Source organism: Phreatobacter sp. (genome assembly GCF_027532945.1).
Lineage (GTDB): Bacteria > Pseudomonadota > Alphaproteobacteria > Rhizobiales > Phreatobacteraceae > Phreatobacter.
The window spans coordinates 133288-159173 of sequence record NZ_JAPZTZ010000009.1; the positions used below are offsets into that span (position 1 = coordinate 133288).

Sequence of the window (25886 nt, forward strand, 5' to 3'; positions counted from 1 at the left end):
GCCCGGCGCCGCATGCGGCGAGGGGGCAGGGGCCTTCGGGGAATGGAACCGGCAGGTCGCAGGGGATTTTCACCGGGGCAGCGCCCCATTCCTTTTGACCGATGCCGAAGTCGCCGCTATGTAGGCGCCTCATGACACACAGACAAGACGAATCCGGCTGGAGCGATCCCAAGCCGACCGCTTTGCTCGTCCTTGCGGACGGCACCGTGATCGAAGGACAGGGCCTCGGCGCCGAAGGCATTGCCGATGGCGAGGTCTGCTTCAACACCGCCATGACCGGCTACCAGGAGATCCTCACCGATCCCTCCTATGCCGGTCAGATCATCACCTTCACCTTCCCGCATATCGGCAATGTCGGTGCGAACGACGAGGATATCGAGACGGTCAACATGGCCGCCGCCTCAGGCGTCCGCGGCGTTGTGCTGAAGGCCGCCATCACCGATCCCTCGAGCTACCGCTCCAGCGGCCATTTCGACGCCTGGCTGAAGCGCCGCGGCATTGTCGGCCTCTCCGGCATCGATACCCGCGCGCTGACAGCGCTCATCCGCGAGAAGGGCATGCCCAACGCGGTGATCGCCCATTCGCCGACCGGGACCTTCGATATCGAGGCGCTGAAGCGTCGCGCCGCGGGGCTCCCGTCCATGGACGGCCTCGACCTCGTGCCCGGCGTGACCTCGTCGCAGCGCTATCCCTGGTCCGAGACGATCTGGGAGTGGAACGAGGGCTACGGCAAGGCTGGCGAGGGCCGCTTCCACGTGGTCGCGCTCGACTACGGCGTGAAGCGCAACATCCTGCGCCTGCTCGCCAATGCCGGCTGCCGCGTCACCGTCGTGCCGGCCAATGCCAGCGTCGAGGACGTGCTCGCCCTGAAGCCCGATGGCGTCTTCCTGTCGAATGGCCCCGGCGACCCGGCCGCGACCGGCGTCTACGCTGTGCCGGTCATCCGTGCGGTGCTCGAGAAGAAGATCCCGACCTTCGGCATCTGCCTCGGCCACCAGATGCTCGGCCTCGCTGTCGGCGCGAAAACCATGAAGATGCACCAGGGCCATCACGGGGCGAACCACCCGGTGAAGGACATGGATACCGGCAAGGTCGAGATCACCTCGATGAACCATGGCTTCGCCGTGGACGAGGCGACGCTGCCGGCCAATGCCCGGCCGACCCATATCAGCCTCTTCGACGGATCGAATGCCGGCATTGCCCTGACGGACCGCCCGGCCTTCTCGGTGCAGTACCATCCCGAGGCGAGCCCCGGCCCGATGGACAGCCATTATCTCTTCGATCGCTTCGTCGCGATGATGGAGACCGCGAAGGCTGCGGCCTGACGGGTGTCGGCGGCGTCCTGCGCCGCCCACTTGTCCACGTTATCCACAGGTTGCAATGGCTGCGGCGGCGTGTCGCCGTGTTGCAGCAAAGAAACGCGAAACGCCGCCCTGCCAGATGGTTGGGCGGCGTTCTTCATGTAAAATCCTCGCAGTGTGGCGTTATGTCAGTGCCGCGCGACACGCACCCGCCCGACACCGCGGTCGATGAGGCCGATCTGCCGCGCCGCGCCGCGCGAGACGTCGACGATCCGCCCGCGGACGAAGGGGCCGCGATCAACCACGGTGAGCACGGCCGAGCGGCCATTGGCGAGATTGGTGACGGTGATCTTCGAGCCGCAGGGATAGGTGCGGTGGGCGGCGGTCATGGCCTCCGGATTGTGGCGGCCGCCACAGGCTGTGCGTCCGGGGAGCTGGTACCAGGAGGCGAGGCCCGTGCTATCGGCCAGGGCGGGGGTGAAGGGCGCAACGGCAAAAAACACCGTGCACAGCGCCGCGAGGCGCGTTCGGTTTGTCATGATGATCTGTTTTCAGCTTTCGCGCGGCGAAGCCTGCGCGGGTGGGTTCCAGCGGCGCGGGCGTCTTCGCTCACGGGCCGCCAAGCGGGACCCGCGCTGCTAAAGCCGAAATGAGACCAGAATGGGGCCCCGCCGCCCTTCCATGCGCGCGAAGGCCTCGACAGGCCCCGACGACTGCGCATCATCGACGGAAGGGTCGCGCTTGCGGACCCTCAAGCGAAGGACAGCGGGACCATGAGCGGAACCTGGCGCGTCGGCGACCTCACCATCCACCGGATCGTCGAGCAGGAGGGCGCATTCCTCGACGCCTTCGACATGCTGCCGGGCCTGACACCGGAGCTGCTCGATCAGGAGCGGGGCTGGCTCGCCGCCGCCGGCGGGCTTGCGGCTGACGGGCGCCTGAGCCTTGCCTTCCAGACCTATGTCGTCCGTACGCCCCATCACGTCGTGCTGGTCGACAGTTGCATCGGCAACGGCAAGCACCGGCCGACCCGTCCCGACTGGCACGAAAAGGCCGATACGCGCTTCATGGACGGGCTCGCAGCGGCAGGGCTTGGCGTCGGCGACATCGACTACGTCTTCTGCACCCATCTCCATGCCGACCATGTCGGCTGGAACACCCGGCTGGAGGATGGCCGCTGGGTGCCGACCTTTCCGAAGGCGCGCTACGTCTTCGGCCGCGGGGAATACGACCACTGGCAGGCGGCCGATGCCAAGGCGCCGGTCTTTCCCTTCCGGGACAGCGTGCTGCCGGTGGTCGAAGCGGGGCGGGCGGAGCTCGTCGCCTCCGACCATGCCATTGGCGACCACATCCGCCTCCTGGCGACGCCCGGCCATACGCCGGGCCATGTCTCCGTCGCCTTCGGCAAGGGGCGGGACGAGGCGGTCGCCCCCGGCGACCTCATCCATTCGCCGCTCCAGGCGCGTTATCCCCAGCTCTCGACCAAGTTCGACGTCGATCAGGGGCTGGCGGCGGTGACCCGTCGCGGCTTCCTGGAGCGCTATTGCGACACCGAGACCCTTTGCTGCATGGCGCATTTCCCCTCGCCCTCGGTCGGGCGCATCACCCGCTGGGGCGAGGGTTTCGCTTGCAGTCCCGTGGATGTGTGAGGGACCCGGGCCTCAGGCCCAGAGCCGCTCGCGCTCGCGGCCGCGATAGAGCGGCGCGACATATTCACCGTAGCCGTTGAAGAGCTGGGTCGGCACGCGGCCGCCGCCGCCGATCAGCTCCTCCGTCGCCTGGCTCCACCGCGGATGGGCCACCGCCGGGTTCACATTGGCCCAGAAGCCATACTCGCCGCCCTGCAGCCGCTCCCAGAAGCTCTGCGGGCGCTCCTCGGTGAAGGAGATGCGGACGATCGACTTCACCGACTTGAACCCGTACTTCCACGGCACGATGAGGCGCAGCGGCGCCCCGTGCTGCGGCGGCACCGGCTTGCCGTAGATGCCGGTGACGAGGATGGCGAGGTCATGGGCCGCCTCGTCGATCGTCAGTCCCTCGACATAGGGCCAGGAATACCAGGGCGAGCGCATCCCTGGCGCCCAGCTCTGGGTGTCGAAGGTCTCCATGCGGACAAACTTCGCCGAGCCGAGAGGCTGGACCATGTCCATCAGCGCCTTGATGGGAAAGCCGGTCCAGGGAACGGTCATGCCCCAGGCCTCGACGCAGCGGAAGCGATAGACGCGCTCCTCCAGCGGCATGGCGCGGATGAGCTTGTCGATGTCGATCGTCTGTGGCTTCTCGACCAGGCCGTCGATCTTCACCGTCCAGGGCCGGATCGGCAGGGCCTGGGCGGCGCGCGCGATCTGCTTCGATGTGCCGAACTCGTAGAAATTGTTGTAGTTCGCGGCAACCTGCTCGGCAGTGAGCGGTCGCTCGACCTTGTAGGTCTCGTTGCGCCGCGCCGGATAGAGGTCGGCGGTCGGGTCGGCCGCGGCTTCCGCCGGCGTGCCGCCACCGAGCGTCGCGGCGGCCGCGAGGCCGGCGCTGGCCGCCATCACGCTGCGCCGCGACAGGAACGCCGCCTCCGGCGTCACCGCGCTCTCCGGCAATTCCCAGCCACGTCGGGACTTGATCAGCATCGGGGGGCTCCCTTCGTCATCTCTTCAGGCTATAGCCGCGCGCGTCCGCGACCAAATCACACCGTGGCGAGTCGCCGATTCCGGAGAACCTCGTGCTGCCGCCGACCCTCGTTCCCTATATCGGCCTCGCCGCGGCTTTCGTTACGACCTTCTGCTGGCTGCCGCAGGCCATCCGCATCATCCGCACCCGCGACACCAAGGCGATCTCGCTGCCCGCCTATGGCGCCTTCGCCTTCGGCATCGCCCTGTGGCTGGTCTATGGCATCTCGCTCGGCGACCTGCCGCTCATCCTGTCCAACACGGTGACGCTGGGCCTCCAGCTCACCATCGTCGGTCTCAAGATCAGATACGGGTAGGTTCGCCGGACGGATCGGGATTGAAACGATCGACGGGCAGATGGTGCGGGCATGAGGCTGCCATGCACACCACGCCCGTCCTGTCCCTCGCCGCTCTCGCCTTGCTGGTCGCAGCCGCTCCGGCGGCCGCCTGCAATCCTGCCATGCCCGTGATCCGCTCCGACCGAGGCCTCGTCTTTTCCGCCGAGGCCTTCGCCCATCCCACCTGGCGCCAGCGCTCCGCCGACGGACGGATGCGCACCTTCGGCCGGCAGATCTGGCGGGGGCGGATCGGCGGCCGCAGTGCCTATCTGACCTTCGACGAGATCCCCGGTACATCAGGGCCCAACCACTATCTCGCCCATCGCCTCGACAGGGTGCCCGCGCCGCTGCGCTGGGAGCGGGCAGGGCGCTACGACCTCGGCGAGAGCTTCATCATACGCGGCGGACCGCTCGACGGCGTCTGGACCGTCACCAACTGTAGGCCGTGACCGCCGCCTCAGCGGTGCTGCCGATGCCGGGTTCGTGCTACCGACGCACAGGTCTCCTGGAGATGTGCCGATGCCCTGGCTGACGTCCCCCGCAGTCTCGCCCATCCTGCTGCTGCTCGCCTCGAACGTTTTCATGACCGTGGCGTGGTACGGTCACCTGAAGTTCAAGTCGGCGCCGCTCCTCGCGGTGATCCTAGTGAGCTGGGGCATCGCCTTTTTCGAGTACTGCCTCGCCGTTCCGGCGAACCGCATCGGCCACGAGGTCTACAGCGCCGCTGAGCTCAAGACGATCCAGGAGGTCATCACCCTCGTCGTCTTCGCCGTCTTTTCGGTGGTGGTTCTCAAGGAGCAGCTGTCATGGAACCATGCCGTCGGTTTCGCGCTGATCGCAGCCGGGGCATTCTTCATCTTCCAGGGGAGGGGCGGATGAGCGACTTTTCAAGCGGCATTGCCACGCTCGACGCCTATCTCGACGAGGGCTACGAGACCGTCACCGGCATGTCCTCGCGCTTCGCCGCGACCATTTGCGGCCATCTGCTGCGCCGGCAGACGGAAATGGGCATCCGCGGCTCGGTGGCCGAGATCGGCGCCTTCGAGGGCCGCTTCCTCATCGCCATGGGGCTGGCTCTGGCGCCCGGCGAGCACGCCTATGGCTTCGACATCTTCACCTGGCCGGACGACGGCGTCCTCGATCGCTTTCTCGCCAATGGCGCGCGCTGGGGGCTGACCGAGGACCGTTTCACCGCGCGCCCCTTCGACACAGGCACCCTGTCACCGGACGAGTTTGCCGGCCTCACGGGCCGCCAGCCGCTGCGCTTCATCCATGTCGATGGCGACCATTCGCTGGAGGCGCTCACCCACGACTTGACGCTGGCCGCGGCCGCCCTGCATCCCCAGGGGCTGATCTGTCTCGATGACATGCTCCACCCCGGCTACCCGTTCCTGGTGGTGGCCGTCCACGCCTTCCTCACCGCCAACCCGCAGCTCTGCCTGATGTGCGTGATCGACCGCGAGGACATTGTCGCAGCGCCGAAATTCCTCATCTGCCGGCGTGACGCGGTCAGCCTCTACGAGACCGACCTGATGAGCCGCTTCGCGCCCCAGCACTTCATCCTCGGCGGCGATGCCATGGGCCATCATTGCGTGGTCCTGACGCCTCATCCGCGCATTGCAGACGTCTGAGGCGGTCAGGCGCCCTGCGGCGCAAGGCGCAGGACCGCGCCGTCCCTGGCGTCGGTGAGGAGGTAGAGCGCCCCGTCCGGGCCCTGCTGCACATCGCGGAAGCGCTGGCCGACATTGCCGAGCAGACGCTCCTGGCGCACCACCGTCTCGCCGTCGAGCACCACCCGCACGAGCGTCTGGGCCGCCAGCGCGCTGACGAAGAGATTGCCGCGGAAGGCCGGCATGAGCGCGCCGGTGTAGAAGGCGATGCCGGCTGGCGCGATGGAGGGGGTCCAGTGGACCAGCGGCTGGACGAGGTCGGCCCGCTCCCGCAACCCGCCATTCACCGGCCGGCCATCGTAATGGGTGCCCCAGGAGATGAGCGGCCAGCCGTAATTGGCGCCGGCCTGCACGACATAAAGTCCGTCGCCGCCGCGCGGTCCGTGATTGCTGACCCAGAGGCGGCCGGTCTCAGGGTGCAGCGCCGCTCCCTGCACATTGCGCAGGCCGATGGCATGGATCGCCGGGTTCCAGCCCCGCGCCCCACCCGCATCCCCGGCGGTTGCGCCCTCGGCGGTGATCCTGACGATCTTGCCGAGCGTGTTGGCGCCGTTCTGGCTCTGGTCCATCTGGGTGAACCGTTCGCCGGTGGTCACGAAAAGGTGGCCGGTCCGGTCGAAGACGAGGCGCGAGCCGAAATGCAGGCGGCTGGCGATCGGCGGGTCCTGGCGCCAGATCGTGCGCCCCTCCTCGAGCGCCGCACCGGAGGCGGAGAGCCGGCCTCGGAACACCGCTGTCCCATTGGTGCCACCGCCGCGCGGCTCGGCGAAGCTCAGAAAGACCAGGCGGTCACGGGCAAAGGAGGGACTGAGCGCGATGCCGAGCAGGCCGCCCTGTCCCACCGCATCGACGGCAGGCGTGCCGGCAATGGGGGGACCGACAGTGCCGTCGCGGGTTACGAGCCGCAGCCGGCCCGGTCGTTCCGTGACGAGGCACCGTCCGTCGGGAAGGAAGGCGAGGCCCCAGGGATGTTCGAGGCCGCGGGCCAGCACTGTGGTCGTGATGTCCGCGGATTGCGCAGCGCCCAAACGCGGCGCAAAGGGTGCGGCACTGATGGCGATCGCACCGGCCAGCAGGCCACGACGATGCAGCCGGGCTCCGCCCATGGCCGCCGCGTCAGGCGGCCAGCGGCGGATTTCTCCGCCGGTCGAAGCCCGCATAGCGGCGCAGGGCGGCAGCGAACAGCAGGGCGAGGCCGATCGTCAGCACCGCCACCGTCGCCGACAGGACCAGCGTCTCCTGGTCGACACCCTCCTCGAAAGTGGCGGGATCGAACAGTTCGGTGGTGATCGAGAAGCCGGCAACGACGAGCGCGATGAACAGGGCGGCGATCACGCCGACGGAGACGAGCATCGGCACGCGCGGCCGGCCCCGGGTGAAGCCGGGGCGGGGGGCGCCGATCCGAAACGACTGGGGCGAATGCAGCATGTCTGACCTCGTCCGAACCCATCACCGTCGCAGGTGCATCAATCCGAGAATCGATCGCACCGCAGCAGGGTCATCATCGCGAGAACAATGGTGGCAACACGGCGGTTCCCGGCGAAATTGCGGCGCGCTCTCACGGCTGCGTGAAAGATGCCGCCGTCCGGCGGGCCTTCTGCACGGATCGCCAACCAGAGCTTAACCATGTGCAGGCATGATGACGCCGTTGTCGTAGCGCGTGGAGTTCGAGATGTCGCGTTGGGTTCTGTTCGCCGTCGCTGCGGCCTCCATCCTCCTCGCCCAGTTCGTCGACCGCGGATCGAAGGACCTCGCCCAGGAACTGCACGCGGCGCGTCCGCCCATCGTCGCCGACGATGCGATCATGACCGGTTCGGTGCGCCGCCCGCCCCAGCGCTGACGCGGGTCTGCGCTCCCCCATCTCTGACGTTGCAGCGCGAGATACCGCCCTTGCGCCGGCGTGGCCGCGGCGCGACCATGGTGTCACGCGAGGTCCCGCAACAAGACCCTCCGTTTGGCCTGTCACTTCCGGGTCGACCTTCTCGCCCGGGCCCCGACACGAGGGGATGAGACATGGGCGACGACACGACCGGCAGCACGCCGTCGGGCAGAAGAGCATCGGGTCCACGGTGCATTGCGCTGGTGGGCCCGTTCCAGAGCGGCAAGACCACCCTGCTGGAGGCGATCCTCGAGCGCACCGGCGCGATCCCGCGCATGGGCTCGGTCGATACCGGCACGACGGTCTCCGACGCCTCGGCGGAAGCACGCCAGCTGCGCATGAGCGTCGAGGCGGGCTTTGCCAGCACGGGGTTCATGGGTGACGACTACACATTCGTCGACTGTCCCGGCTCCATCGACGCCTTGCAGGACATGCGCGGCGTCCTGCCGGCGGTGGATGCGGCTGTGGTCGTCTGCGAGGCCGACGAGCGCAAGGTGCCGGCCCTCGGCGTCATCCTGCGGGAGCTTGAGGAGCGCGGCATTCCCCGCATCCTCTTCATCAACAAGATCGACAAGGCCTCGCGTCGCCTTCGCGAGGCGCTGCAGGTGCTCAGGCCGGCCTCCCGCGTGCCGCTCCTGCTGCGGCAGATCCCCATCTGGTCCAATGGCATCGTCCGCGGCTTTGTCGACCTCGCGCTGGAACGGGCCTTCGTCTATCGCGAGCACGCGGCCTCCGAGGTGATCCCGCTCGACGGCGAGGATCTCGCCCGGGAGAAGGAGGCGCGCTTCTCCATGCTGGAGACGCTGGCCGATCACGACGACGAGCTGATGGAGAGCCTGCTCTCCGACCTCGAGCCGCCGCGCGACCGGGTCTTCGACGATCTTGGCCGCGATCTCGCCGCCGGTCATGTTGTGCCGGTGCTCTTCGGCTCGGCTCTCCACACCAATGGCGTCCTGCGCCTGCTCAAGGCGCTGCGTCACGACGCGCCCGGCATCGAGGCGACCGCGAGGCGCCTTGGCGTCGGCGGGGAGGGGGCGAGCGCCCTGGTGATGAAGACCTTCCACACGCTGCATGGCGGCAAGCTCTCGGTGGCGCGCGTTCTCTCGGGACGCCTTGCCGAGGGTGCCGTGCTGACCGGTGCCGCCGGACAGGCCGAGCGAACCTCGGGCCTTTTCCGCCTCTTCGGGCCGGGCACCGAGAAGCTGGCGGAAGCGCGGGCCGGCGACACCGTGGGCCTCGGCAAGCTCGACCATGTCGCCACCGGCGAAGTCCTGACGACGGCGCGAACCGTGCCGGCCGCGCCGGTGCTGGCGCCGCCGCAGCCGGTCATTGCCGTGGCGTTGGCGCCGCGCGACCGCAAGGACGACGTCAAGCTCGGCTTAGCGCTGGCGAAGCTCCATGACGAAGACCCGTCGCTCGTGGTCAGCCATGGCGGCGACGGCGGCGAGATGGTTCTGGCGGGTCAGGGGGAGATGCAGCTGCGCGCCGCAATTGCGCGGCTGGCGAGCCGCTACGGCATCCAGGTGACCCAGGCGCGCCCCGTCATCGGCTATCGCGAGACCATCCGACGCAGCGCGACGGCAGTGCGCGGCCGCCACCGCAAGCAGTCGGGCGGCCACGGCCAGTTCGGCGATGTCGTGGTCGATGTCGCGCCGGGACCGCGCGGCGCGGGCTTCGTCTTCACCGACCGCATCGTCGGCGGCGTCATCCCGCGCCAGTACATCCCCGCGGTGCGCGACGGCATCGCGGACGCGCTGCGCAAGGGGCCGCTCGGTTTCCCCGTGGTCGACGTCGCCGTGACTCTGACCGATGGCAGTTTCCACGCGGTCGACAGCTCCGACATGGCCTTCCAGCAGGCCGGCCGCATCGCCATCCAGGAGGCGCTCGCCACCTGCCAGCCGGTGCTGCTCGAACCGGTCCACCGGGTCGAGATCGCCGTGCCCTCCGAGGCGACCGCGCGGATCAATGCCATCGTTGCGGCGCGGCGGGGCCAGATCCTCGGTTTCGACGCGCGGCCGGGATGGCCCGGCTGGGACTGCGTGGCGGCGCTGATGCCCGAGGCGGAGATCGGCGACCTCATCGTCGAGATCCGCTCGGCGACGGCAGGGGTCGGCAGCTACACCGCGGCCTTTGATCATCTGGCCGAACTGAACGGGCGCGAGGCCGATCGCATCGTTCAGGCGCGGGCGGCCTGAGATCACCGCACTGCAGCATGAAAAAAGGGCCGGGCTCCAGGAGCCCGGCCTTATGAGTTTCGGCTTCCGATGATGAACACCTGGAAGCCGCCTTCCAGAGGGGAACGCCGACAGCGACGCATGGGTCACAGGGAGGGCGTGACCCGGAATAAAGCTATCGACCGCCCGAAGATGGCGCGTTCGTGTGCAGCGCACAACCGGAAGGCCTGCATGGCTGGCTCGCCCCTGCCGCACGTCTCGGCAGGCTGCCCTCAGTTTGGGCACAATTAACGGTGGGGCGACGGCCCCTTCAGCCGATCCGTGTGGATAAGGATGACGCTCCGATTGCAGCCGGATGACGAATCCAAGATCGATGGGCGCGTCAGTAGGCAGCGCCGTCGTCCTGCGTTAGGGTTTCTGACAAGGATCGATTCGAGCAATCGAATCAAACGCTTGGCGCTCCCTCGCGGGGCGCTTGGCCGCCGGTCCCTTGTCAGGTTGCGTCCCGTCGCGTCTGTCCGACATCCGAGCGAACCGCACGGGGGCGGAATGTCCTTGATCGATATCGAAACGACCGACCGTCAGGTCAACCCCGTCGACCTCGTCGAGGATCTGGCGGCCGTCAACGAATGGACCTTCGACAGGTCCGGGGATGACGAGATCACCCTCTCGGTGACCGGACGCTGGGCCGACTATCATGCCTCCTTCACATGGATGGACGACATCGAGTCGTTGCACCTGGCCTGCGCCTTCGACCTGAAGGTGCCGGAGCGGCGGCGCGCCGAGGTGAAGGACCTGATCCAGCTGATCAACGAGCAGCTCTGGCTCGGCCATTTCGACCTCTGGCCCCAGGAGGGGGTGGTGATGTTCCGCCACGCCCTGCTGCTGGCCGGTGGGGCAGAAGCCTCCGGCCGGCAGTGCGAGGCCCAGCTGGACGCGGCGATGGAAGCCTGCGACCGCTACTATCAGGCCTTCCAGTTCGTGGTCTGGGCCGGCAAGTCGGCGCGCGAGGCGATGGACTCGGCGCTGTTCGAGACCGCCGGGGAGGCGTGACAGGCGCGGATCGCGCGGCTATCGGTGGGCGGTCAGTCCCCGAGGTCGCCATGTCCGAGGGCGCCAAGTCCGAGGTCGTCATGTCCGCTTCATCCGCCACGCCGTCCATCGCCACCCTCGCCGATTTCACCGGCCACGTCGTCCTCGTCGGCGCCGGCCAGATGGGCGGCGCGCTGCTGCGCGGCTGGCTATCCCATGGACTGGCCCCGGCCCGGGTCACCATCATCGACCCCCGCCCGCCCGCCAATATCCAGGCGGTCATCGACGCCCACGGCATCACCCTCGACCCGGTCTCGCCGGCCGTCGCCGATGTGCTGATCGTCGCGGTGAAGCCGCAGATCGCCGACGAAGTCATGCCTTTGGTGCGCCACGTCGTCGGACCGCAGACGGTCGTCGTCTCCGTCATGGCCGGCAAGACCATCGCCCGGCTGGAGCAGGTCTTCGGCGCGACGACCGCCGTCGTCCGCACCATCCCCAACACGCCGGCCGCCGTCGGCCGCGGCATCACCGGGGCGGCCGCCAACGCCCATGTCACGGGCGCGCAGCGATCGGCCGTCGAGCGCCTGCTCTCCGCCGTGGGGCGGGTCGAATGGCTCGCGCGCGAGGACTGGATCGACATCGTCACGGCGGTCTCCGGTTCAGGCCCCGCCTATGTTTTCTTCCTCGCCGAGACGCTCGCCCGCGCCGGCGCTGCGGCCGGTCTGCCGTCTGAGCTCGCCGCGCGCCTCGCCCGCGCCACCGTCGAGGGCGCCGGGGAGCTCATGTTCCGGTCGCCCGACATCGAGCCGGCCACCTTGCGCCAGAACGTGACCTCGCCGAACGGCACCACCCACGCCGCGCTGCAGGTGCTGATGGGCCCGCATGGCATCGACGTGGCCTTCATGGAGGCCATTGCTGCGGCGACGAAACGCTCGCGGGAACTGGCGGGCTGAGCGCGGCGTCCTATCTTCAGGGGCAGGACACCAGGAGACCGCCATGACCGACGTCAACCCGTCCGATGCCTCCGCCGCCACGCCGCGCGACGCCATCATCTCCGCCTTCATGGACCTCGTCGGTGAACGCGGTTGGGACCAGGCCTCGCTCGCCGACATCGCCGAGCGCTCCGGCCAGGGCCTCGGCACGATCCGCGCCCATTTCCGCTCGCGTATGGCGATCCTCGAGGCGTATGTGGCGGGAATCGATCGCGCCGTGCTCGACGGCATCGACGCGGACCTCGCCGACCAGGACACCAAGGAGCGTCTCTTCGACGTGCTGATGCGGCGTCTCGACCTGCTCACGCCGCAGAAAGCCGCCATCCGCGCGCTGTCCAAGGCGGCGATGCGCGATCCCGGCCTTGCTCTCGCGCTCAACGGCCTTGCCGTGCAGTCCCAGCGCTGGATGCTGGCCGCAGCCGGCGTCGATGTGAACGGGGCAGGCGGCATGATCCGCGCCCAGGGCATCGCGGTGGCTTTCGCCAAGGTCGTCCAGACTTGGCTCGAGGATGACGACCCGGCGCTCGCCCGCACGATGCGCGTGCTCGACGAACAGCTCGTCAAGGCGGGCCGGGCGGCGCGGACCCTGACATCGGTCGAGCAGCTGACGCGCCCATTGAAGAGCCTTCTCTGCGCGCCGCTGGCCTTCGGCCGCCGCCGCCGGAAGGACGGGTGGGACGAACCGAGCCGCTCCGGCGAGGATGGTCCGGGCTGGCGGGGCGACGATTTCCGCGATCCCCGCGTCACGCCGGTCTGAGTCTGACAGCTTCGACCACGCCCCGCTTGACCGAAGAGCGGCGCGCGCCCTAGCCGTGGGATGACGCCTTATCCCACGGAGCGACCCATGCTTGCCGCCGGCCCGCCGAGCCCGCCCATCAGCTTCGATGATTTCATGAAGGTCGATATCCGCATCGGCCGCATCGTCGAGGCGCAGCCCTTTCCCGAGGCGCGCAAGCCGGCCATCAAGCTGGTCATCGATTTCGGCGAGCCGATCGGCCGGAAGAAGTCCTCGGCCCAGATCACCCGGCACTACCAGCCGGAGACGCTCGTCGGCCGGCAGGTCCTCGCGGTGGTGAATTTCCCGCCGCGGCAGATCGGCAAGTTCATGTCCGAGGTCCTGACCCTCGGCGTGCCGGACGCCGAGGGCGAGGTCGTGCTCATCGGTCCCGGCCATGAGGTGCCGGAGGGCGGGCGCCTGTTCTGACGCCCGCGCCTGTCGTCAGCGGATCGGCGGGGCGTATTGCAGGCCGCCCTTGTTCCACAGCGCGTTGAGGCCGCGGGCGATGCCGAGGCGCGAGCCGGCGCCGAGGTTGCGGTCGAAGCTCTCGCCGTAATTGCCCACGTGGCGCATGATGCGCACGACCCAATCGCGGCTGAGGCCGAGCGCCTCGCCGAAATTGCCCTCGGCGCCGAGCACGCGGCGGATCTCGGGATTGGCCGACTGCAGCATCTGGTCGAGATTGCCGCGGGTGATGTTGAGCTCCTCGGCGGTCACCATGGCGAAGTGGGTCCACTTCACGATGTCGAACCACTGGTCGTCGCCGTGACGCACCACCGGGCCGAGCGGCTCCTTGGAGATGATGTCCGGCAGGACCATGTGGTCGTCGGGCTTGGCGAGGCTGAGGCGCTGCGAATAGACGCCCGACGCATCGGTGGTGAAGACGTCGCAGCGGCCGGATTCATAGGCCTTCAGCGTTTCATCGGCCGTGTTGAACACCACCGGCTCGTAGCGCATGCTGTTGCTGCGGAAATAGTCGGCGACGTTGAGTTCGGTGGTGGTGCCGGTCTGCACGCAGACGGAGGCGCCGGAGAGTTCGCGGGCGGTCCTCACGTTCAGCGACTTGCGCACCATGAAGCCCTGGCCGTCATAATAGTTGATGCCCGCGAAGTTCAGGCCGAGCGCCGTGTCGCGCTGCAGCGTCCAGGTGGTGACGCGGGAGAGCACATCGACCTCACCGGACTGCAAGGCTGTAAAGCGGTCCTTCGCCGAGAGCGGCGAATAGCGCACCTTGCTGGGGTCATTGAAGATCGCCGCGGCGAGGGCGCGGCACAGGTCCACGTCGAGGCCGGTCCAGGTGCCGGCGCTGTCGGGCTGCGAGAAACCCGCAAGGCTGGGGCTGACACCGCATTTCACGGCACCGGCGCTCTGAATGTTCCGCAGCGTTGCACCCGACGTCTGGGCGAGCGCCGGGCCGGCGGCCGCTCCCATGCCGAGGGCCGCGGCGAGCGCGAGGGAGGAGACGATCCGTTTCATGGGTACTGCTTTCCGCTCTGGATGGTTGTCGTTGTGGCGGTCGCCGCGATCCGTCCGGCCCCCGCTCCGGAACGCAGCCTATCAGGGGGTGCGACAAAAGCGACAGATCGGGCGCATCCCCGATCCGCTTGGCGCACCAACGAAAAAAGCCGGGCTGAGCCCGGCCTTTCGTCATGTCGGTAAGGGAAGAGAACCTCAGGCTGCGGCCGCCTTCGGCGTCACTTCCGCCGTGTAATCGTCCAGGATGGTCTTGGACATGTTGCCGGGCGTGTAGCGATAGGGGCCGATCTCGGAGACCGGGGTCACCTCCGCGGCGGTGCCGGTGATGAAGCACTCGTTGAAGCTCGACAGCTCCTCCGGCATGATCCGGCGCTCGATCACCTCGAAACCGCGCTTCTTGCACAGGTCGATGACCGTGCGACGGGTGATGCCGTCGAGGAAGCAGTCGGCGGTCGGGGTGTGGACCTGGCCGTCCTTGATGAAGAAGACGTTGGCGCCGGTGCACTCGGCGACGCGGCCCTGCCAGTCGAACATCAGCGCGTCGGCATAGCCCTTCTTCTCGGCCCGATGCTTGGAGATCGTGCAGATCATGTAGAGCCCGGCCGCCTTGGAGGTGGAGGGCGCGGTCGCCGGGTCAGGCCGGCGGAAATCGGCGATGTCGAGGCGGATGCCCTTCATCTTGGTCGCCGGGTCGAAATAGCTCGGCCATTCCCAGGTGGCGATGGCGAGGTGGATCGTGTTGTGCTGGGCCGAGACACCCATCATCTCCGAGCCACGCCAGGCGATCGGGCGCACATAGGCGTCGGTCTGGCCGTTGGCCTTCAGCGTCGCCATCTTCGCCGCGTCGATCTCCTCGACGGAGAAGGGGATCTCGAAGTCGAGAAGCTCGGCGGACTTGCGCAGACGGGCCGAATGCTCGGTCGACTTGTAGATCACGCCGCCATAGGCCCGCTCGCCCTCGAAGACGGCGGAGGCGTAGTGCAGGCCGTGGGTCAGCACGTGAACCTGGGCGCTGCGCCAGGGGACGAGCTTACCGTCCATCCAGATATAGCCGTCGCGGTCGTGGAACGGGACGAGGGACATGTCTTCCTCCTGTACTCTCCAGGCATCTCGGGGGTCCGCGCGCGACTTTTGCGAAGCGGGCCGGGTCCGGCTAACCTTGTCATGCGAGAAGCGGCGCTGCGCGACGATTCCCGATGGGTGAGCAGCCTTTGGGTACGATCGTTTCGTGAATGCGAGCGGATGAGTAACAATCGGCATCGAATATGTCAACATGGCTGACATAAATGTCTCGCCGGCCCGGGGCCGGTCCGGAACGGGCGCGCCGGGATCGGCGCTGGGATCGGGGCAGGGTGCAGCCCAGGGCGGGGCGGCGGACGGGGGCGCGCGCGACCCCGCCTACGATCTCATCGAACTGATGTTCTTCGCCTATCGCGATTTCGTCGGCGATCCCGACCACGTGCTGGAGCGCTATCAGTTCGGCCGGGCTCACCACCGCGTCCTGCACTTCGTCTACCGCCATCCGGAGATCCGGGTGGCCGACCTCCTCGACATCCTCAAGATCACCAAGCAGTCGCTGGCGCGGGTGCTCAAGGAGCTGATCGAGCAGGGCTTCATCCAGCAGAAGGAGGGGCAGGTGGACCGCCGCCAGCGCCTCCTCGCCGTCACCGAGAAGGGCAGGGCCCTGGCGCTGGAACTCGCCCGTCTTCAGACTGAGCGCTTCGCCCGCGCCATCGCCCAGTCCGGTACGACGCGTGACCAGGCGGTGCGCTTCCTCTATGCGATGATCGACCCCGAGAGCCGCGAGGACGTGACGCGGATGATCACCCAGGCCGACCGCGCGCTGGCGCGCACGAAGGAGCGGTGATGCCGACCCCCGCCCCCGCAAAAGCCCCCGCCGACGACGCGCCGCACCTGCTGATCGTCGACGACGACCGGGTGATCCGCCAGACACTGGCACGCTATCTCACCAACAATGGCTACCGCGTCACCACCGCCGAACATGCCAAAGCCGCCCGCAAGCGGCTTGATGGCTTCACCTTCGACCTCGTCATCCTCGATGTGATGATGCCGGGCGAGACCGGCTTCGACCTCGCCAAGGCGATCCGCGCCGGCAGCGCAGGGCCGATGGCGGATCTGCCGATCCTCATGCTCACCGCCCGCTCGGACCTGTCCGACCGCCTCACCGGGCTCGAGCTCGGCGCCGACGACTATCTGCCCAAGCCCTTCGAGCCGCGCGAACTTCTGCTGCGCATCGGCGGCATCCTGCGCCGCGCCATGCCGGCGCCGCAGCCTGTCGTCGAGGCGGTGCGCTTCGGCGATTTCCATTTCCACATCGGCCGCCTCGAGCTGAAGAAGGGCGAGGAGGTCATCCGCCTCACCGATCGCGAGAAGGAGATGCTGCGCATCCTCGCGGTGAAGCCCGGCGAGACCGTGCCGCGCTACGATCTCGCAGCGCCCGGCGGCGACATCAACGAGCGGACGGTCGATGTCCAGGTGAACCGCCTGCGGCGCAAGATCGAGATCGATCCTGCCAACCCGCTTCATCTCCAGACGGTGCGCGGCATCGGATACCGCCTCATCGCCACGCCCTGATGGGGCACGCCGGGTGCGAAACAGAGTTCGACACGGCGAGCCGAGCCACTGAAACACGGGCGTGACCCTTTGGCGCCGAACCATTTCATGGGGGATTCCATGTCCATGGACGACAACGGGTGGAACGCCGGACCGGCGGACACCAGCACCGAAACCACCGCAGACGGCGACAGCACGACCGAACATGTCGGCTTTCTCGAGCGGCTCTGGCAGTCGATCACCGGCATTCTGATCGGCCTCGCTCTCATCGCCGCGACGGTCTGGGGCATCTTCTGGAACGAGGGCAGGGCCATCGGCACCACCCGCGCCCTGAACGAGGGCGCCGGCGTCACCGTCACCGTCCCGGCAACCCGGGTCGATGCCGCTAACGAGGGCACGCTCGTTCATGTCAGCGGCGACTTGCGGTCGAACGGCACGCTCGCCGACAGCGATTTCGCCATCTCCTCCAATGCCGTGCGCCTCGTCCGCAAGGTCGAGATGTACCAGTGGAAGGAGGAGCAGCGGACCGAGACGCGCAGCAATGCCGGCGGCTCGCAAACGCGCACCACGACTTACGAATATTCCCGCGTCTGGTCGGACCGGCCGATCGATTCGAGCCGCTTCCGTCGCCGCGACGGCCACGAAAACCCGGCCATGCCGGTGACCGGCCGCAGCCAGACCGCGCCGAACGCCACGCTCGGTGCCTTCCGGGCGGAGAGCCGCGTGGTCGGCCTTTTCGGGTCGAGCGCCGATCAGAAGCTCGAGGTCACCGACGCCCAGCTCACCGCCTTCCAGCGCCGCCTCGGCGCGCAGGCGCGCCTGAACGACGGCGGGGTCTATGTCGGCTATGACGCCGCCAACCCGGTGATCGGCGACATGCGCATCACCTATGCCGTCCTGCCGGAAGGCGCGGCCACCGTCGTCGCCCGCCAGGTGGGCCAGGGCTTCGGTCCCTACCAGGCCTCAAACGGCCGCGAGGTCTTCCTCGGCGAGATGGGGGCAAAGAGCGCCCAGGAGCTCTACAAGCACGCCCACGAGGCCAACAGCATCCTCACCTGGATCCTCCGGGCTGTGGCGCTGCTGGTCATGTGGATCGGCTTCAACCTGATCCTCCGGCCCTTTGTCGTGCTCGCCGACGTCATCCCGCTGCTCGGCTCCGCCATGGCTGCCGGTGCCGGCATCGTCGCCCTCGCCCTGACGCTCGTCGTCGCCCTGCCGACCTTTGCCATCGCCTGGTTCTGGCACCGGCCGGTCCTGTCGATCGCGCTGATCGTCGCGGGCCTCGCCGGCGCCTATGGCCTCAAGCTCCTCGGCGAGCGTCGGCGGCCAGCGCCACGACGGCCGACCGCGGCTCCGGCCCCTGCCGGCCTCGGCGGGCAGCAGGGGTGGCCGCCGCAGGCTCCCGCGCCGCAGGGCTGGCAGCAACAGCCGCAGGCGCCGCAGGGCTGGGGCCAGCCGGCGCCGCAGCAGCCCTCTGGCTTCCTCAACGTGCCGCAAGGGCTGAGGCCCGGCCAGCAGTGAGTTGAGGTCGCTGAAATGACAAACGCCCGGCTGAAAAGGCCGGGCGTTTTTGCTTCTGGTGGAGGTCGATGCCTCAGGGCAGCAGGATGATCGACCCTGTGGTCTTGCGGCCGGCGAGGTCCTTGTGGGCCTTGGCCGCGTCCTTCAGCAGGTACTCCTGCGGCTTCTGGATCTTTACCGTGCCGTCCGCCACCACCGCGAAGACATCCTTGGCATTGGCCAGGAGCTCCTTGCGGGTGGCGATGTAGTGATAGAGGCCGGGGCGCGTCAGCGAGGCCGACTTCGCCGCCAGCGCGGTCGGCGGGAACGGATCGGGCGCCCCGGAGGCCGTGCCGAAGAGCACGAGATGGCCGCGCACGGCGAGGCATTCCAGCGACTTGGCGAAGGTATCCTTGCCGACGCCGTCATAGACGACCTGCACCCCCTTGCCGCCGGTGATCTCCATCACTTTCGCGACGAAATCCTCCTGGGTGTAGATGATCGGGAACTTGCAGCCGTTCTTCTTGGCCAGCGCCGCCTTCTCCTCGCTGGAGGTGGTGCCAATGACGGTGCAGCCCAGCGCCTTGGCCCACTGGCAGAGCCACAGGCCCATACCACCGGCCGCGGCATGGACGAGAATGGTGTCGCCCTTCTTGACCGCATGGGTCTCCTTCAGGAGATAGCGGGCCGTCATGCCCTGCAGCATGATGGCGGCGGCCGTCTTGTCGTCGATGGCCTTCGGAATCTTGACGAGCTGGGCCGCCGGAATGAGCCGCTTCTCGGCATAGGAGCCGGGCGGCCCGCCCGCATAGGCGACCCGATCGCCGAAGGCCACCTCGGTGACACCGGGGCCGACGGCCTCGACGACGCCTGCCGCCTCCATGCCGATGCCATGCGGCAGGGCCGGGAGCTTGTAGAGGCCGCTGCGGAAATAGACATCGATGAAGTTCACGCCGATCGCGGTGTGGCGCACATAGGCCTCGCCCGGCCCCGGCGGTTTCAGCTGGACGTCCTCATAGACCATCGCATCCGGCCCGCCGGGTTTGTGGATGCGGATCGCCTTCACCATGTCGTGCCTCTTGCCCTGTCCGCCGGACTGAACCGGCCCCTAACCCGATGATTCCGTTGTAATGCCTCGGGCCCTCCGGCGTCGATGGCCTTGTTGCCGGCGAAGGGTGCGCGGCTTGCGACCCGCCGCCACGCCCTGGCCTTCATGCGATGGGAACGGGACTTGCGTAGAAGGAGGCAAGGAGCACCCCATGCTGTCCCGTCGCGAAACGATCCTGTCCGCGTTGCGCGCCACCACCGGCTTTGCCGTGGCGGCCTCGTCCCCCTTCGGGACGCTGATCGCCGGCGAGGCTGCCGCCCAGCCGGCCGGCGGCGTGCGCCTGCCGCTCGGCGCTGCGGTGCGCGACGATCCGCTGGAGAAGGAGGCGGACTACCGCGCCGCCATCATCCGCCATTGCACCCAGATCGTCGGCGAGGGGGGGCTCAAATGGTACGACCTGCGGCCGAGCCGCGAGCGTTTCGTTTATGACCGCCCCGACCGCCAGCTCGCCTTCGCCACCGCCAACGGCATGACGCTGCGCGGCCACACGCTCGTCTGGTACGGCGCCATGCCGGACTGGACCAAGTCCATCTCCTCCGCCGCCGAGGCCGAGCGCGAGATGGTCGGCCATATCGAGCAGGTGATGGGCCGCTATCGCGGGCGGATCAAGAGCTGGGACGTGGTCAACGAGGCGATCCCCGACGAACCGGCGAGCCGCTCCGACATCCGCCCGTCGATCTGGCAGCAGCGCCTCGGCGAAAGCCACATCGCGCTCGCGCTCAGGACTGCCGCGCGGGTGGATCCGCAGGCCCAGCTCGTCATCAACGAATACGACATCGAGTTCGTCGGACCCCGCTTCCGCCGCAAGCGCGAGGCCTTCCTGCGCCTCCTGCGCGACCTCAAGCTGCGCAACGTGCCGCTCCATGCCGTTGGCCTGCAGGGGCATCTGCGGGCCGAGATCCCCATCGACAAGGAGGGGCTGTCGGCCTTCATCTCAGAATGCAGGACCATGGGCCTCCAGGTCCTTGTCACCGAACTCGACGTTGTCGACGAGAAGCTGCCCGGTCCGCCGGAGGTGCGCGATATCCTTGCGGCTTCGCGCGTCTATGACTTCCTCGACGCGGTGCGCGCCGGCTCGCCGATCGACTCGATCCTCACCTGGGGCATCACCGACCGCTACACCTGGGTTCCGCTTTATTTCAAACGGGCCGATGGCCTGGAGAACCGGCCCTTGCCGCTTGACCGCGACTATCGCCCCAAACCGATGCTGACGGTGATCGAGCACTTCCTGCGGGATCGCCGCTGATGCTTATCCGTCAGACCTCCACCTACATGGTCGCCCATGGCACGTCCGCCGCCCTGGGCTTCCTGTCGGTGATCCTCTTCACCCGGCTGTTGTCACCCGCCGAATACGGCATCTATGTCGTGGCTTTGTCGGTCGCCGGGATCATCTCGGCGCTGCTCTTCACCTGGGTGCGGCTGTCGGTCCTGCGCTTCGAGTCGGAAGGGGAGGCGACCGACATCCGCCTCACGGCGCTCGCCGCCTATCTCGTCTCGGTCCTGACCCTGCCAGCGGCGCTCATCGCCACGGTCTGGTTCGCCCATGTTCCGCTCGACAAGGCGCTGGCTGCCATCCTCCTTGCCGCAGCGCTCGGCCTGTTCGAACTCGGTCAGGAGATCCTGCGCGCGCGGCTCGATTCCACCTCCTATATGCGGGCGACCGTCGTTCGCGCCTTCGCGGCGCTCGGCATCTCCTATGGCCTGGTGCAGATGGGCTGGGGTGGCTTCGGCCTCGTCGCCGGCGTTGCCGGTGGCTATATCATCGCTGCCGCCCTGTTTTCGCCCTGGGTCTGGCAGGGACCGCGCAAGCCTTTCGACCGCGTGACATTTCGCACCATGCTCGGCTTCGGCATTCCCATGGCCATGTCGGGCGGCGTCTTCGCCTTCCATTCCGCGCTGGACCGGCTGCTTGTGGCCTATCTGCTCGGCGATGCCGCCGCCGGCGTTTATGGCGCTGCCGCTGACCTCGTCCGCCAGATCATCCTCTTTCCGGCGCTGTCGGTGGCTTCGGCCATCGTCCCGCTGGCCATCCGTTCGCTGGCGGAGGATGGCGTCGAGGCGGCCGATGCCCATCTCACCCGCAGCGGCGAATTGCTGCTCGCGGTGGTCATGCCGGCCGTCGTCGGCCTCGCCATCGTCGCCCCGCATTTCGCCGCGCTCATCCTAGGGCCCGACTTCCGCGACACGGCCGCGACGCTGATCCCGATCCTCGTCTTCGCCTGGCTGTTCCAGACCATCTCGCAGCAATTCGTTCAGGTGAGCTTCCACCTCGCCAAGAAGCCCTCGCTCATGGTCGCCCATGGCACGGCAATCCTGGTGGTCAATGTCATTGCCATGGCGCTGCTGGTGCCGCGCTTCGGTCTCATCGGCGCCGCCTGGTCGCTCGTCATCGCCGAGGCGGCGGGTGTCGTTGCCGGCTATCTGCTGTCGCAGAAGGCCCATCCGCTGCCGCTCGCCTGGCGGCCGGTGGCGCGCGTGATTGCGGCCGTGGCGATCATGGCGGCACCGACAGCCCTGCTCGACCGGGCGCTGCCGGACGGCGGATTTGTCACCTTCGCCGCAACTGTCCTGGTCGGGGTCATCGCCTATGCGCTGGCCGCCCTCGCGCTCGATATCGCGGGCATCCGCACGGCGCTGATGGAGCGACTGCGACCGGCCGCGCAGGGCTGAGGCCCAGCCAGCGTCGCCAGTTTCGCCATCGACAAGGGGAACGGCGTTCAGGCGTCCCAGCGCACGGCTGCGACGTGCTGGGCGAGATCGGCATCGGTCTCGTGCCGTGCCGGATCGAACGCCTCGCGGCCCATCCGCTCATATTTCCAGCTGTCGCTGATCTCGCGAAAATGGCGGTAGCTGAATTCCTGCGTCATCAGCCGCGAGGCCACATGGCCGCCGATGGAATGGATCTTCCACTGCTGCCCATCGGCGATGCGATGGGGCACCAGCGTCCATTTCGGCGGGCATCGATCCGCGTCGACGGTCAGCACGCCGAGCTTGCGCACAGGGCGCTCGCGGCGCGTGACCGTGTAGTCCTTGTGGCGACGACCGGGACGGGCCGGCGGCGGCTCCAGGCCCTCAAGGCCGATCACCCAGCGGCCGGCATAGCGCAGCACGCCCGTCGGCGAGGCTTCCGCGGCAGCAAACAGGCTACGCCCGCGAAGGGGCAGGATGAATTCGTCCACGTCGGAGCATTGGACGCTCGCCGCCGCCTCGAGGAAGCGCCGGCGACCATGCTCCCAGACGCCATGCTGGCCGAAATCGGAATCCCACCAGCGTGTCGCGTCCCAGCCTTGGGGGCCGAACTTGTAGGGCCAGTCGACCACCCGCACCGCCGCGATCCCATCGAGCCCCGCGATGGCCTCGGCGAGCTCGTCCGGGCGATAGCGCGTCGAGCCGTTGTCGTAGATCAGCACCGCGTCGGCGCCATGGATGTCCCGGGAAAAGCGCACCCAGTCGAGGATCCAGGCGATGTCGTTGTTGCGGGACTGGGTGAACATCACCCGGCGACCGGCGAAGATGTCGACCTCGCTCGGCTGCACGGTGATCTCCACCGTGCCGAAGGATGCGGTCAGGACGAGGCGCTCGGTGCCCTGCGGGGCCGTCACATGCACCTGGCCGTGGCGGTCGAGCTCGCGGATCTCGAAGGGGCAATCGGCGCCGGAGGGCAGGGCGGTGATGCGCGCCATGTCCATCGCCGGCTTGAGGTTGAGGAATGGGGGCCCGAGCAGCACGATACGGCCGCGCGAGCCGAAAAATGCGTCGTAGAATAGCGTCTCGGCGTCGAACTTGTCGCCATAATCGGCCTCGCGCGCCTCGACCGGGCGCGGCGCTTCGCGGCGCGCCCGCGAGAAGGTCGGCAGCGATGTCGCCACCGGACGCAACACCTCGACGCGCGCGGCATGACGGATCACGGATGTATCCCCCTTGGTCGCCGGACCTTGGAATGGCGAGCGCGCCGGTGTCAAAGACGCCGCGGCGGTCATGACGACCGCGTGGCCATCAGCCAGATGGCCTTCGGGTTGGTGACGGCATAGCGCCAGAACAGGCGGCGCGGCTCCAGCCAGATGCGGAAGGCCCATTCGAGGGACGCCCGCTGCATCCAGTCCGGAGCCCGGCGGTTGGTGCCGGACAGGAAATTGAACAGGCCGCCCGAGGTCTTGATCATCCCGACATGGGTGAGCCGGTGGGCGAAGCGCGCCACGAAGCGCTGCTCATGCGGCACGCCCATGGCGAGCCAGAGGATGTCGGGCGCCAGCGCGTCGATCTCGGCGACCTTCGCCTCCAGCGCCTCGCCCTTCAGGAAACCGTGGTGATGACCGACCAGCCGCAGGCGCGGATAGGCGGCCCGGACATTGGCGACGGCCTTCTCGACCTCCTCGGGCGTGGCGCCAAGCAGGTAGAAGGTCGTGCCGCCGTCCTCGGCGCGGCGGGCAACGTCATGGAACAGGTCGGTCGTGGCGACGCGCTCGGGCAGGGCCATGCGGCAGCGGTAGCGGGAGGCGAGGACGAGCGGCTGTCCGTCGGCAACGATCTGGTCGGCCATGCCGATCAGGCCGGCGAGCTCCGGATCGGATGAGGCTCGGGCGATCACCTCGCCATTGGCCGAGGTCAAGTAGAGCGGCCTGCGGCCACGCGGCCGCTCGCGCGCCGCACGGATCATCCAGTCGGCGGTCGCGGCCCGGTCGAGCACGGCGATGGGCAGGCCGCCGACCGTGACGGTCGGGATCGCGGCGAAGGCCTCATCGAAGGCCTCGGTCGCCGCGATGGGGGACGGCGCGCTCGGGGCGGTACCGGTTATCGCCATGGGACCGCTCACTGGACGAGCCGGGCGAGCGGCGCACGGGTCACCGGCTCCGCGGCACGGCGACGGACGGGCGCCGGGCCGGCGCCACCGCGCAGCAGGGCGGCGAGGAGGGCGAGACCGACGCCGAGGCCGCCGCCGAGCACTTGGCCGGCCATTGCCATCACTACGCCGCGCGGCGGGAAGACACGATCCCGCGGCGGCTGGGCGACCGTGATGATGCGGGCATTGTTGGTGTCGACGCGCTCGAGCTCGCCCGTCTCGCGGGAGCGGGCGAGGAAGGCCTGGAGCAGGTTGCGGTTCACATCCACCTCGCGCTGCAACTCGCGCAGCTGGACGAAGGCCTGGCCGGCATCGGAGGTCTGGCGCGACAGGTCGTCGACGAGACGCCGCTGGGCGGCCTCCGCCGAGCGGGCGCGGTCGAGCTCGGCCCGCGCGGCCTGGGCGATGCGGCCGAGTTCCTCGGTGATGGCGCGATCGAGGTCGGAGACCTGCGCCTGGGCGTTGCGAACGACGGGATGGCGCGGACCGAACTCGGTCTGCACGTCGGCAAGGCGGCGGCGCGCCTCGGCCTGCTGGCCACGCAGCGCGGCGATCGTCGGCGAGAGCACCGCCTCGGGCAGGGCGCCGGCCTGGCTGGCGACGCGCAGCGACGCCTGGATCTGCTCCTGGCGTGCCTGTGCCTCCGAGACACGGGCCTGGGCCTGGGCGAGCTGGGTGTTGGCATCGGTCAGCTGCTGCTCGGAAACGAGCTGCGTGCGGGTGCCGAACAGGCCGTTGCGGCGGCGGAAATCCTCCACCCGCTCCTCGGCGCTCCGCACCCGGGTGCGCAGCTCGTCAAGACGGTTGGTGAGGGACTGCGTGGCGCGGCGGGCCGCATCGGCACGGGCGGCCGTCTGGCTGTCGATATAGGCGTGGGCGACGGCATTGGCGAGGCGCGCGGCCTTGTCCGGATCGGCGGCGCGGACGGTCACCTCAATAACGAAGGTGCGCTCGGGCCGGCGGACGATGACGCGGTCGTAAAGGGCGTTGAGGGCGAGCCGCTCGCGCTGCTCGAGGCTTTCCTCGCTCGTCCGACCCATGCCGAAGGACTTGAGCAGGCCGACGGCCCAGGACGCGCCGCCCTGGCCGTTGAACTCGGGATCTTCGGTCAGCCGCTCGCTGTCGATGACCCGCGACAGCACGCTCTGCGAGGTGACGATGCGCGCCTGGCTCTCGACAAAGTTGATGGCGGTGTTGGAATCCTGCTGGCGCGGGGTCAGCTCGTTGTCGAAGACCTGCAGGCCGCGGGGATCGACGAAGATCTGTGCCGTCGAGACGAAGCGCGGCGTCATGACACGCGAGGCGCCGTAGGCGAGAACGCCGCCGATGACGGCGAGCAGCACGATGGCAAGCCAGTAGCGCATCACCTCGCCGATGAGGCCGGGAGACGCGGCGGCTGGCCGCGTGGCGGCTGCGGCAGGAGCGGGGGCGGGATTATCCGGACGACCGTCGTCATACATGGCGATGTTGTCTCCTGGATCGTCCGGGAAGGTGCCGTGGCGCCCGTCCCGGATCGGAACACGTGAACTCTGTCGCTTTCCTCCTGCGCAAGGACGGGACCACG

28 protein-coding genes are annotated in these 25886 nt (G+C 68.5%); 17 read left to right on the forward strand and 11 right to left on the reverse strand.

Annotation, left to right across the window (positions count from 1 at the left end; genetic code table 11):
• Nucleotides 1–131 precede the first annotated feature (131 nt).
• The gene (carA, locus tag O9344_RS07330) at nucleotides 132–1325 is read left to right on the forward strand and encodes a glutamine-hydrolyzing carbamoyl-phosphate synthase small subunit (protein ID WP_298474723.1); all 1194 of its coding nucleotides are present in this window, start codon (nucleotides 132–134) and stop codon (nucleotides 1323–1325) included.
• Here the strand turns inward: carA and O9344_RS07335 are convergent.
• Entirely contained in the window at nucleotides 1271–1462 is a 192-nt protein-coding gene (locus tag O9344_RS07335) for a hypothetical protein (RefSeq protein WP_298474725.1), read from the reverse strand. The genes carA and O9344_RS07335 overlap by 55 nt on opposite strands.
• Nucleotides 1463–1489: 27 nt before the next feature.
• The gene (locus O9344_RS07340; RefSeq protein WP_298474727.1) at nucleotides 1490–1840 is read right to left on the reverse strand and encodes a septal ring lytic transglycosylase RlpA family protein; all 351 of its coding nucleotides are present in this window, start codon (nucleotides 1838–1840) and stop codon (nucleotides 1490–1492) included.
• Between the two features lie 234 nt (nucleotides 1841–2074).
• Between O9344_RS07340 and O9344_RS07345 the strand changes: the two genes are divergently transcribed.
• Entirely contained in the window at nucleotides 2075–2950 is an 876-nt protein-coding gene (locus O9344_RS07345; RefSeq protein WP_298474729.1) for an MBL fold metallo-hydrolase, read from the forward strand.
• Nucleotides 2951–2962: 12 nt separating this feature from the next.
• Here O9344_RS07345 and msrP read toward each other — a convergent pair whose 3' ends face one another.
• Nucleotides 2963–3922 (reverse strand): protein-methionine-sulfoxide reductase catalytic subunit MsrP, encoded by a 960-nt coding sequence (msrP, locus tag O9344_RS07350; protein ID WP_298474732.1) that lies wholly within the window; start codon nucleotides 3920–3922, stop codon nucleotides 2963–2965.
• A 92-nt stretch (nucleotides 3923–4014) separates the two neighbouring features.
• On the opposite strand from msrP, the gene O9344_RS07355 reads away from it, so the two are divergent.
• From O9344_RS07355 to O9344_RS07370, 4 genes are all read left to right on the forward strand, one after another.
• Nucleotides 4015–4278, forward strand: coding sequence for a SemiSWEET transporter (locus O9344_RS07355; protein WP_298474734.1), 264 nt, complete (start codon nucleotides 4015–4017; stop codon nucleotides 4276–4278).
• 62 nt (nucleotides 4279–4340) lie between these two features.
• On the forward strand, nucleotides 4341–4748 hold the full coding sequence (locus O9344_RS07360) for a hypothetical protein (RefSeq protein ID WP_298474736.1): 408 nt from the start codon (nucleotides 4341–4343) through the stop codon (nucleotides 4746–4748).
• A 70-nt stretch (nucleotides 4749–4818) separates the two neighbouring features.
• Nucleotides 4819–5178, forward strand: a complete 360-nt coding sequence (locus tag O9344_RS07365; RefSeq protein WP_298474738.1) for a DMT family protein — start codon at nucleotides 4819–4821, stop codon at nucleotides 5176–5178.
• On the forward strand, nucleotides 5175–5930 hold the full coding sequence (locus O9344_RS07370) for a class I SAM-dependent methyltransferase (RefSeq protein ID WP_298474740.1): 756 nt from the start codon (nucleotides 5175–5177) through the stop codon (nucleotides 5928–5930). The genes O9344_RS07365 and O9344_RS07370 overlap by 4 nt, the downstream gene beginning before the upstream one ends.
• A gap of 5 nt (nucleotides 5931–5935) precedes the next feature.
• On the opposite strand, the gene O9344_RS07375 is transcribed toward O9344_RS07370, so the two are convergent.
• Nucleotides 5936–7075: a PQQ-dependent sugar dehydrogenase gene (locus O9344_RS07375; protein WP_298474742.1), complete on the reverse strand. Its 1140-nt coding sequence runs from the start codon at nucleotides 7073–7075 to the stop codon at nucleotides 5936–5938.
• A gap of 10 nt (nucleotides 7076–7085) precedes the next feature.
• Nucleotides 7086–7397, reverse strand: coding sequence for a hypothetical protein (locus O9344_RS07380; protein WP_298474744.1), 312 nt, complete (start codon nucleotides 7395–7397; stop codon nucleotides 7086–7088).
• A 244-nt stretch (nucleotides 7398–7641) separates the two neighbouring features.
• Here O9344_RS07380 and O9344_RS07385 point away from each other — a divergent pair, with 244 nt between their 5' ends.
• From O9344_RS07385 to O9344_RS07410, 6 genes are all read left to right on the forward strand, one after another.
• On the forward strand, nucleotides 7642–7809 hold the full coding sequence (locus O9344_RS07385) for a hypothetical protein (RefSeq protein WP_298474746.1): 168 nt from the start codon (nucleotides 7642–7644) through the stop codon (nucleotides 7807–7809).
• A gap of 173 nt (nucleotides 7810–7982) precedes the next feature.
• Nucleotides 7983–10043 carry an elongation factor G gene (locus tag O9344_RS07390; RefSeq protein WP_298474747.1) on the forward strand — a complete coding sequence of 687 codons (2061 nt, stop codon included), beginning with the start codon at nucleotides 7983–7985 and terminating at the stop codon, nucleotides 10041–10043.
• Between the two features lie 528 nt (nucleotides 10044–10571).
• On the forward strand, nucleotides 10572–11075 hold the full coding sequence (locus O9344_RS07395) for a YbjN domain-containing protein (protein WP_108174513.1): 504 nt from the start codon (nucleotides 10572–10574) through the stop codon (nucleotides 11073–11075).
• Between the two features lie 80 nt (nucleotides 11076–11155).
• Nucleotides 11156–12007, forward strand: coding sequence for a pyrroline-5-carboxylate reductase (gene proC / locus O9344_RS07400; protein ID WP_298474750.1), 852 nt, complete (start codon nucleotides 11156–11158; stop codon nucleotides 12005–12007).
• 43 nt (nucleotides 12008–12050) lie between these two features.
• Nucleotides 12051–12803, forward strand: coding sequence for a TetR/AcrR family transcriptional regulator (locus tag O9344_RS07405; RefSeq protein ID WP_298474752.1), 753 nt, complete (start codon nucleotides 12051–12053; stop codon nucleotides 12801–12803).
• Nucleotides 12804–12890: 87 nt separating this feature from the next.
• Nucleotides 12891–13250 carry a tRNA-binding protein gene (locus O9344_RS07410; RefSeq protein WP_298474754.1) on the forward strand — a complete coding sequence of 120 codons (360 nt, stop codon included), beginning with the start codon at nucleotides 12891–12893 and terminating at the stop codon, nucleotides 13248–13250.
• Between the two features lie 15 nt (nucleotides 13251–13265).
• Here O9344_RS07410 and O9344_RS07415 read toward each other — a convergent pair whose 3' ends face one another.
• On the reverse strand, nucleotides 13266–14300 hold the full coding sequence (locus tag O9344_RS07415) for an amino acid ABC transporter substrate-binding protein (RefSeq protein ID WP_298474756.1): 1035 nt from the start codon (nucleotides 14298–14300) through the stop codon (nucleotides 13266–13268).
• A gap of 195 nt (nucleotides 14301–14495) precedes the next feature.
• On the reverse strand, nucleotides 14496–15383 hold the full coding sequence (locus tag O9344_RS07420; protein ID WP_298474758.1) for a branched-chain amino acid aminotransferase: 888 nt from the start codon (nucleotides 15381–15383) through the stop codon (nucleotides 14496–14498).
• Between the two features lie 190 nt (nucleotides 15384–15573).
• Here O9344_RS07420 and O9344_RS07425 point away from each other — a divergent pair, with 190 nt between their 5' ends.
• The 3 genes from O9344_RS07425 to O9344_RS07435 all read left to right on the forward strand — a co-directional run bounded on the left by O9344_RS07425 (nucleotide 15574) and on the right by O9344_RS07435 (nucleotide 18395).
• Nucleotides 15574–16167, forward strand: a complete 594-nt coding sequence (locus O9344_RS07425) for a MarR family transcriptional regulator (protein WP_298474760.1) — start codon at nucleotides 15574–15576, stop codon at nucleotides 16165–16167.
• Nucleotides 16167–16895, forward strand: a complete 729-nt coding sequence (locus O9344_RS07430; RefSeq protein ID WP_298474762.1) for a response regulator — start codon at nucleotides 16167–16169, stop codon at nucleotides 16893–16895. Before O9344_RS07425 ends, O9344_RS07430 begins: the two co-directional genes overlap by 1 nt.
• Before the next feature lie 105 nt (nucleotides 16896–17000).
• The gene (locus tag O9344_RS07435; RefSeq protein ID WP_298474764.1) at nucleotides 17001–18395 is read left to right on the forward strand and encodes a TMEM43 family protein; all 1395 of its coding nucleotides are present in this window, start codon (nucleotides 17001–17003) and stop codon (nucleotides 18393–18395) included.
• Between the two features lie 73 nt (nucleotides 18396–18468).
• On the opposite strand, the gene O9344_RS07440 is transcribed toward O9344_RS07435, so the two are convergent.
• Entirely contained in the window at nucleotides 18469–19443 is a 975-nt protein-coding gene (locus tag O9344_RS07440; protein WP_298474766.1) for a quinone oxidoreductase, read from the reverse strand.
• Between the two features lie 190 nt (nucleotides 19444–19633).
• On the opposite strand from O9344_RS07440, the gene O9344_RS07445 reads away from it, so the two are divergent.
• Together O9344_RS07445 and O9344_RS07450 are read left to right on the forward strand one after the other, a co-directional pair.
• Nucleotides 19634–20728: an endo-1,4-beta-xylanase gene (locus O9344_RS07445; RefSeq protein ID WP_298474768.1), complete on the forward strand. Its 1095-nt coding sequence runs from the start codon at nucleotides 19634–19636 to the stop codon at nucleotides 20726–20728.
• Nucleotides 20728–22152 (forward strand): oligosaccharide flippase family protein, encoded by a 1425-nt coding sequence (locus O9344_RS07450; RefSeq protein WP_298474770.1) that lies wholly within the window; start codon nucleotides 20728–20730, stop codon nucleotides 22150–22152. Before O9344_RS07445 ends, O9344_RS07450 begins: the two co-directional genes overlap by 1 nt.
• 47 nt (nucleotides 22153–22199) lie before the next feature.
• Here O9344_RS07450 and O9344_RS07455 read toward each other — a convergent pair whose 3' ends face one another.
• The 3 genes from O9344_RS07455 to O9344_RS07465 form a co-directional block, all read right to left on the reverse strand.
• Nucleotides 22200–23390, reverse strand: a complete 1191-nt coding sequence (locus O9344_RS07455; protein WP_298474772.1) for a hypothetical protein — start codon at nucleotides 23388–23390, stop codon at nucleotides 22200–22202.
• 68 nt (nucleotides 23391–23458) lie between these two features.
• Nucleotides 23459–24283 carry a WecB/TagA/CpsF family glycosyltransferase gene (locus tag O9344_RS07460; RefSeq protein WP_298474774.1) on the reverse strand — a complete coding sequence of 275 codons (825 nt, stop codon included), beginning with the start codon at nucleotides 24281–24283 and terminating at the stop codon, nucleotides 23459–23461.
• A gap of 8 nt (nucleotides 24284–24291) precedes the next feature.
• Nucleotides 24292–25782, reverse strand: a complete 1491-nt coding sequence (locus O9344_RS07465) for a GumC family protein (RefSeq protein ID WP_298474776.1) — start codon at nucleotides 25780–25782, stop codon at nucleotides 24292–24294.
• Between the last annotated feature and the right edge of the window lie 104 nt (nucleotides 25783–25886).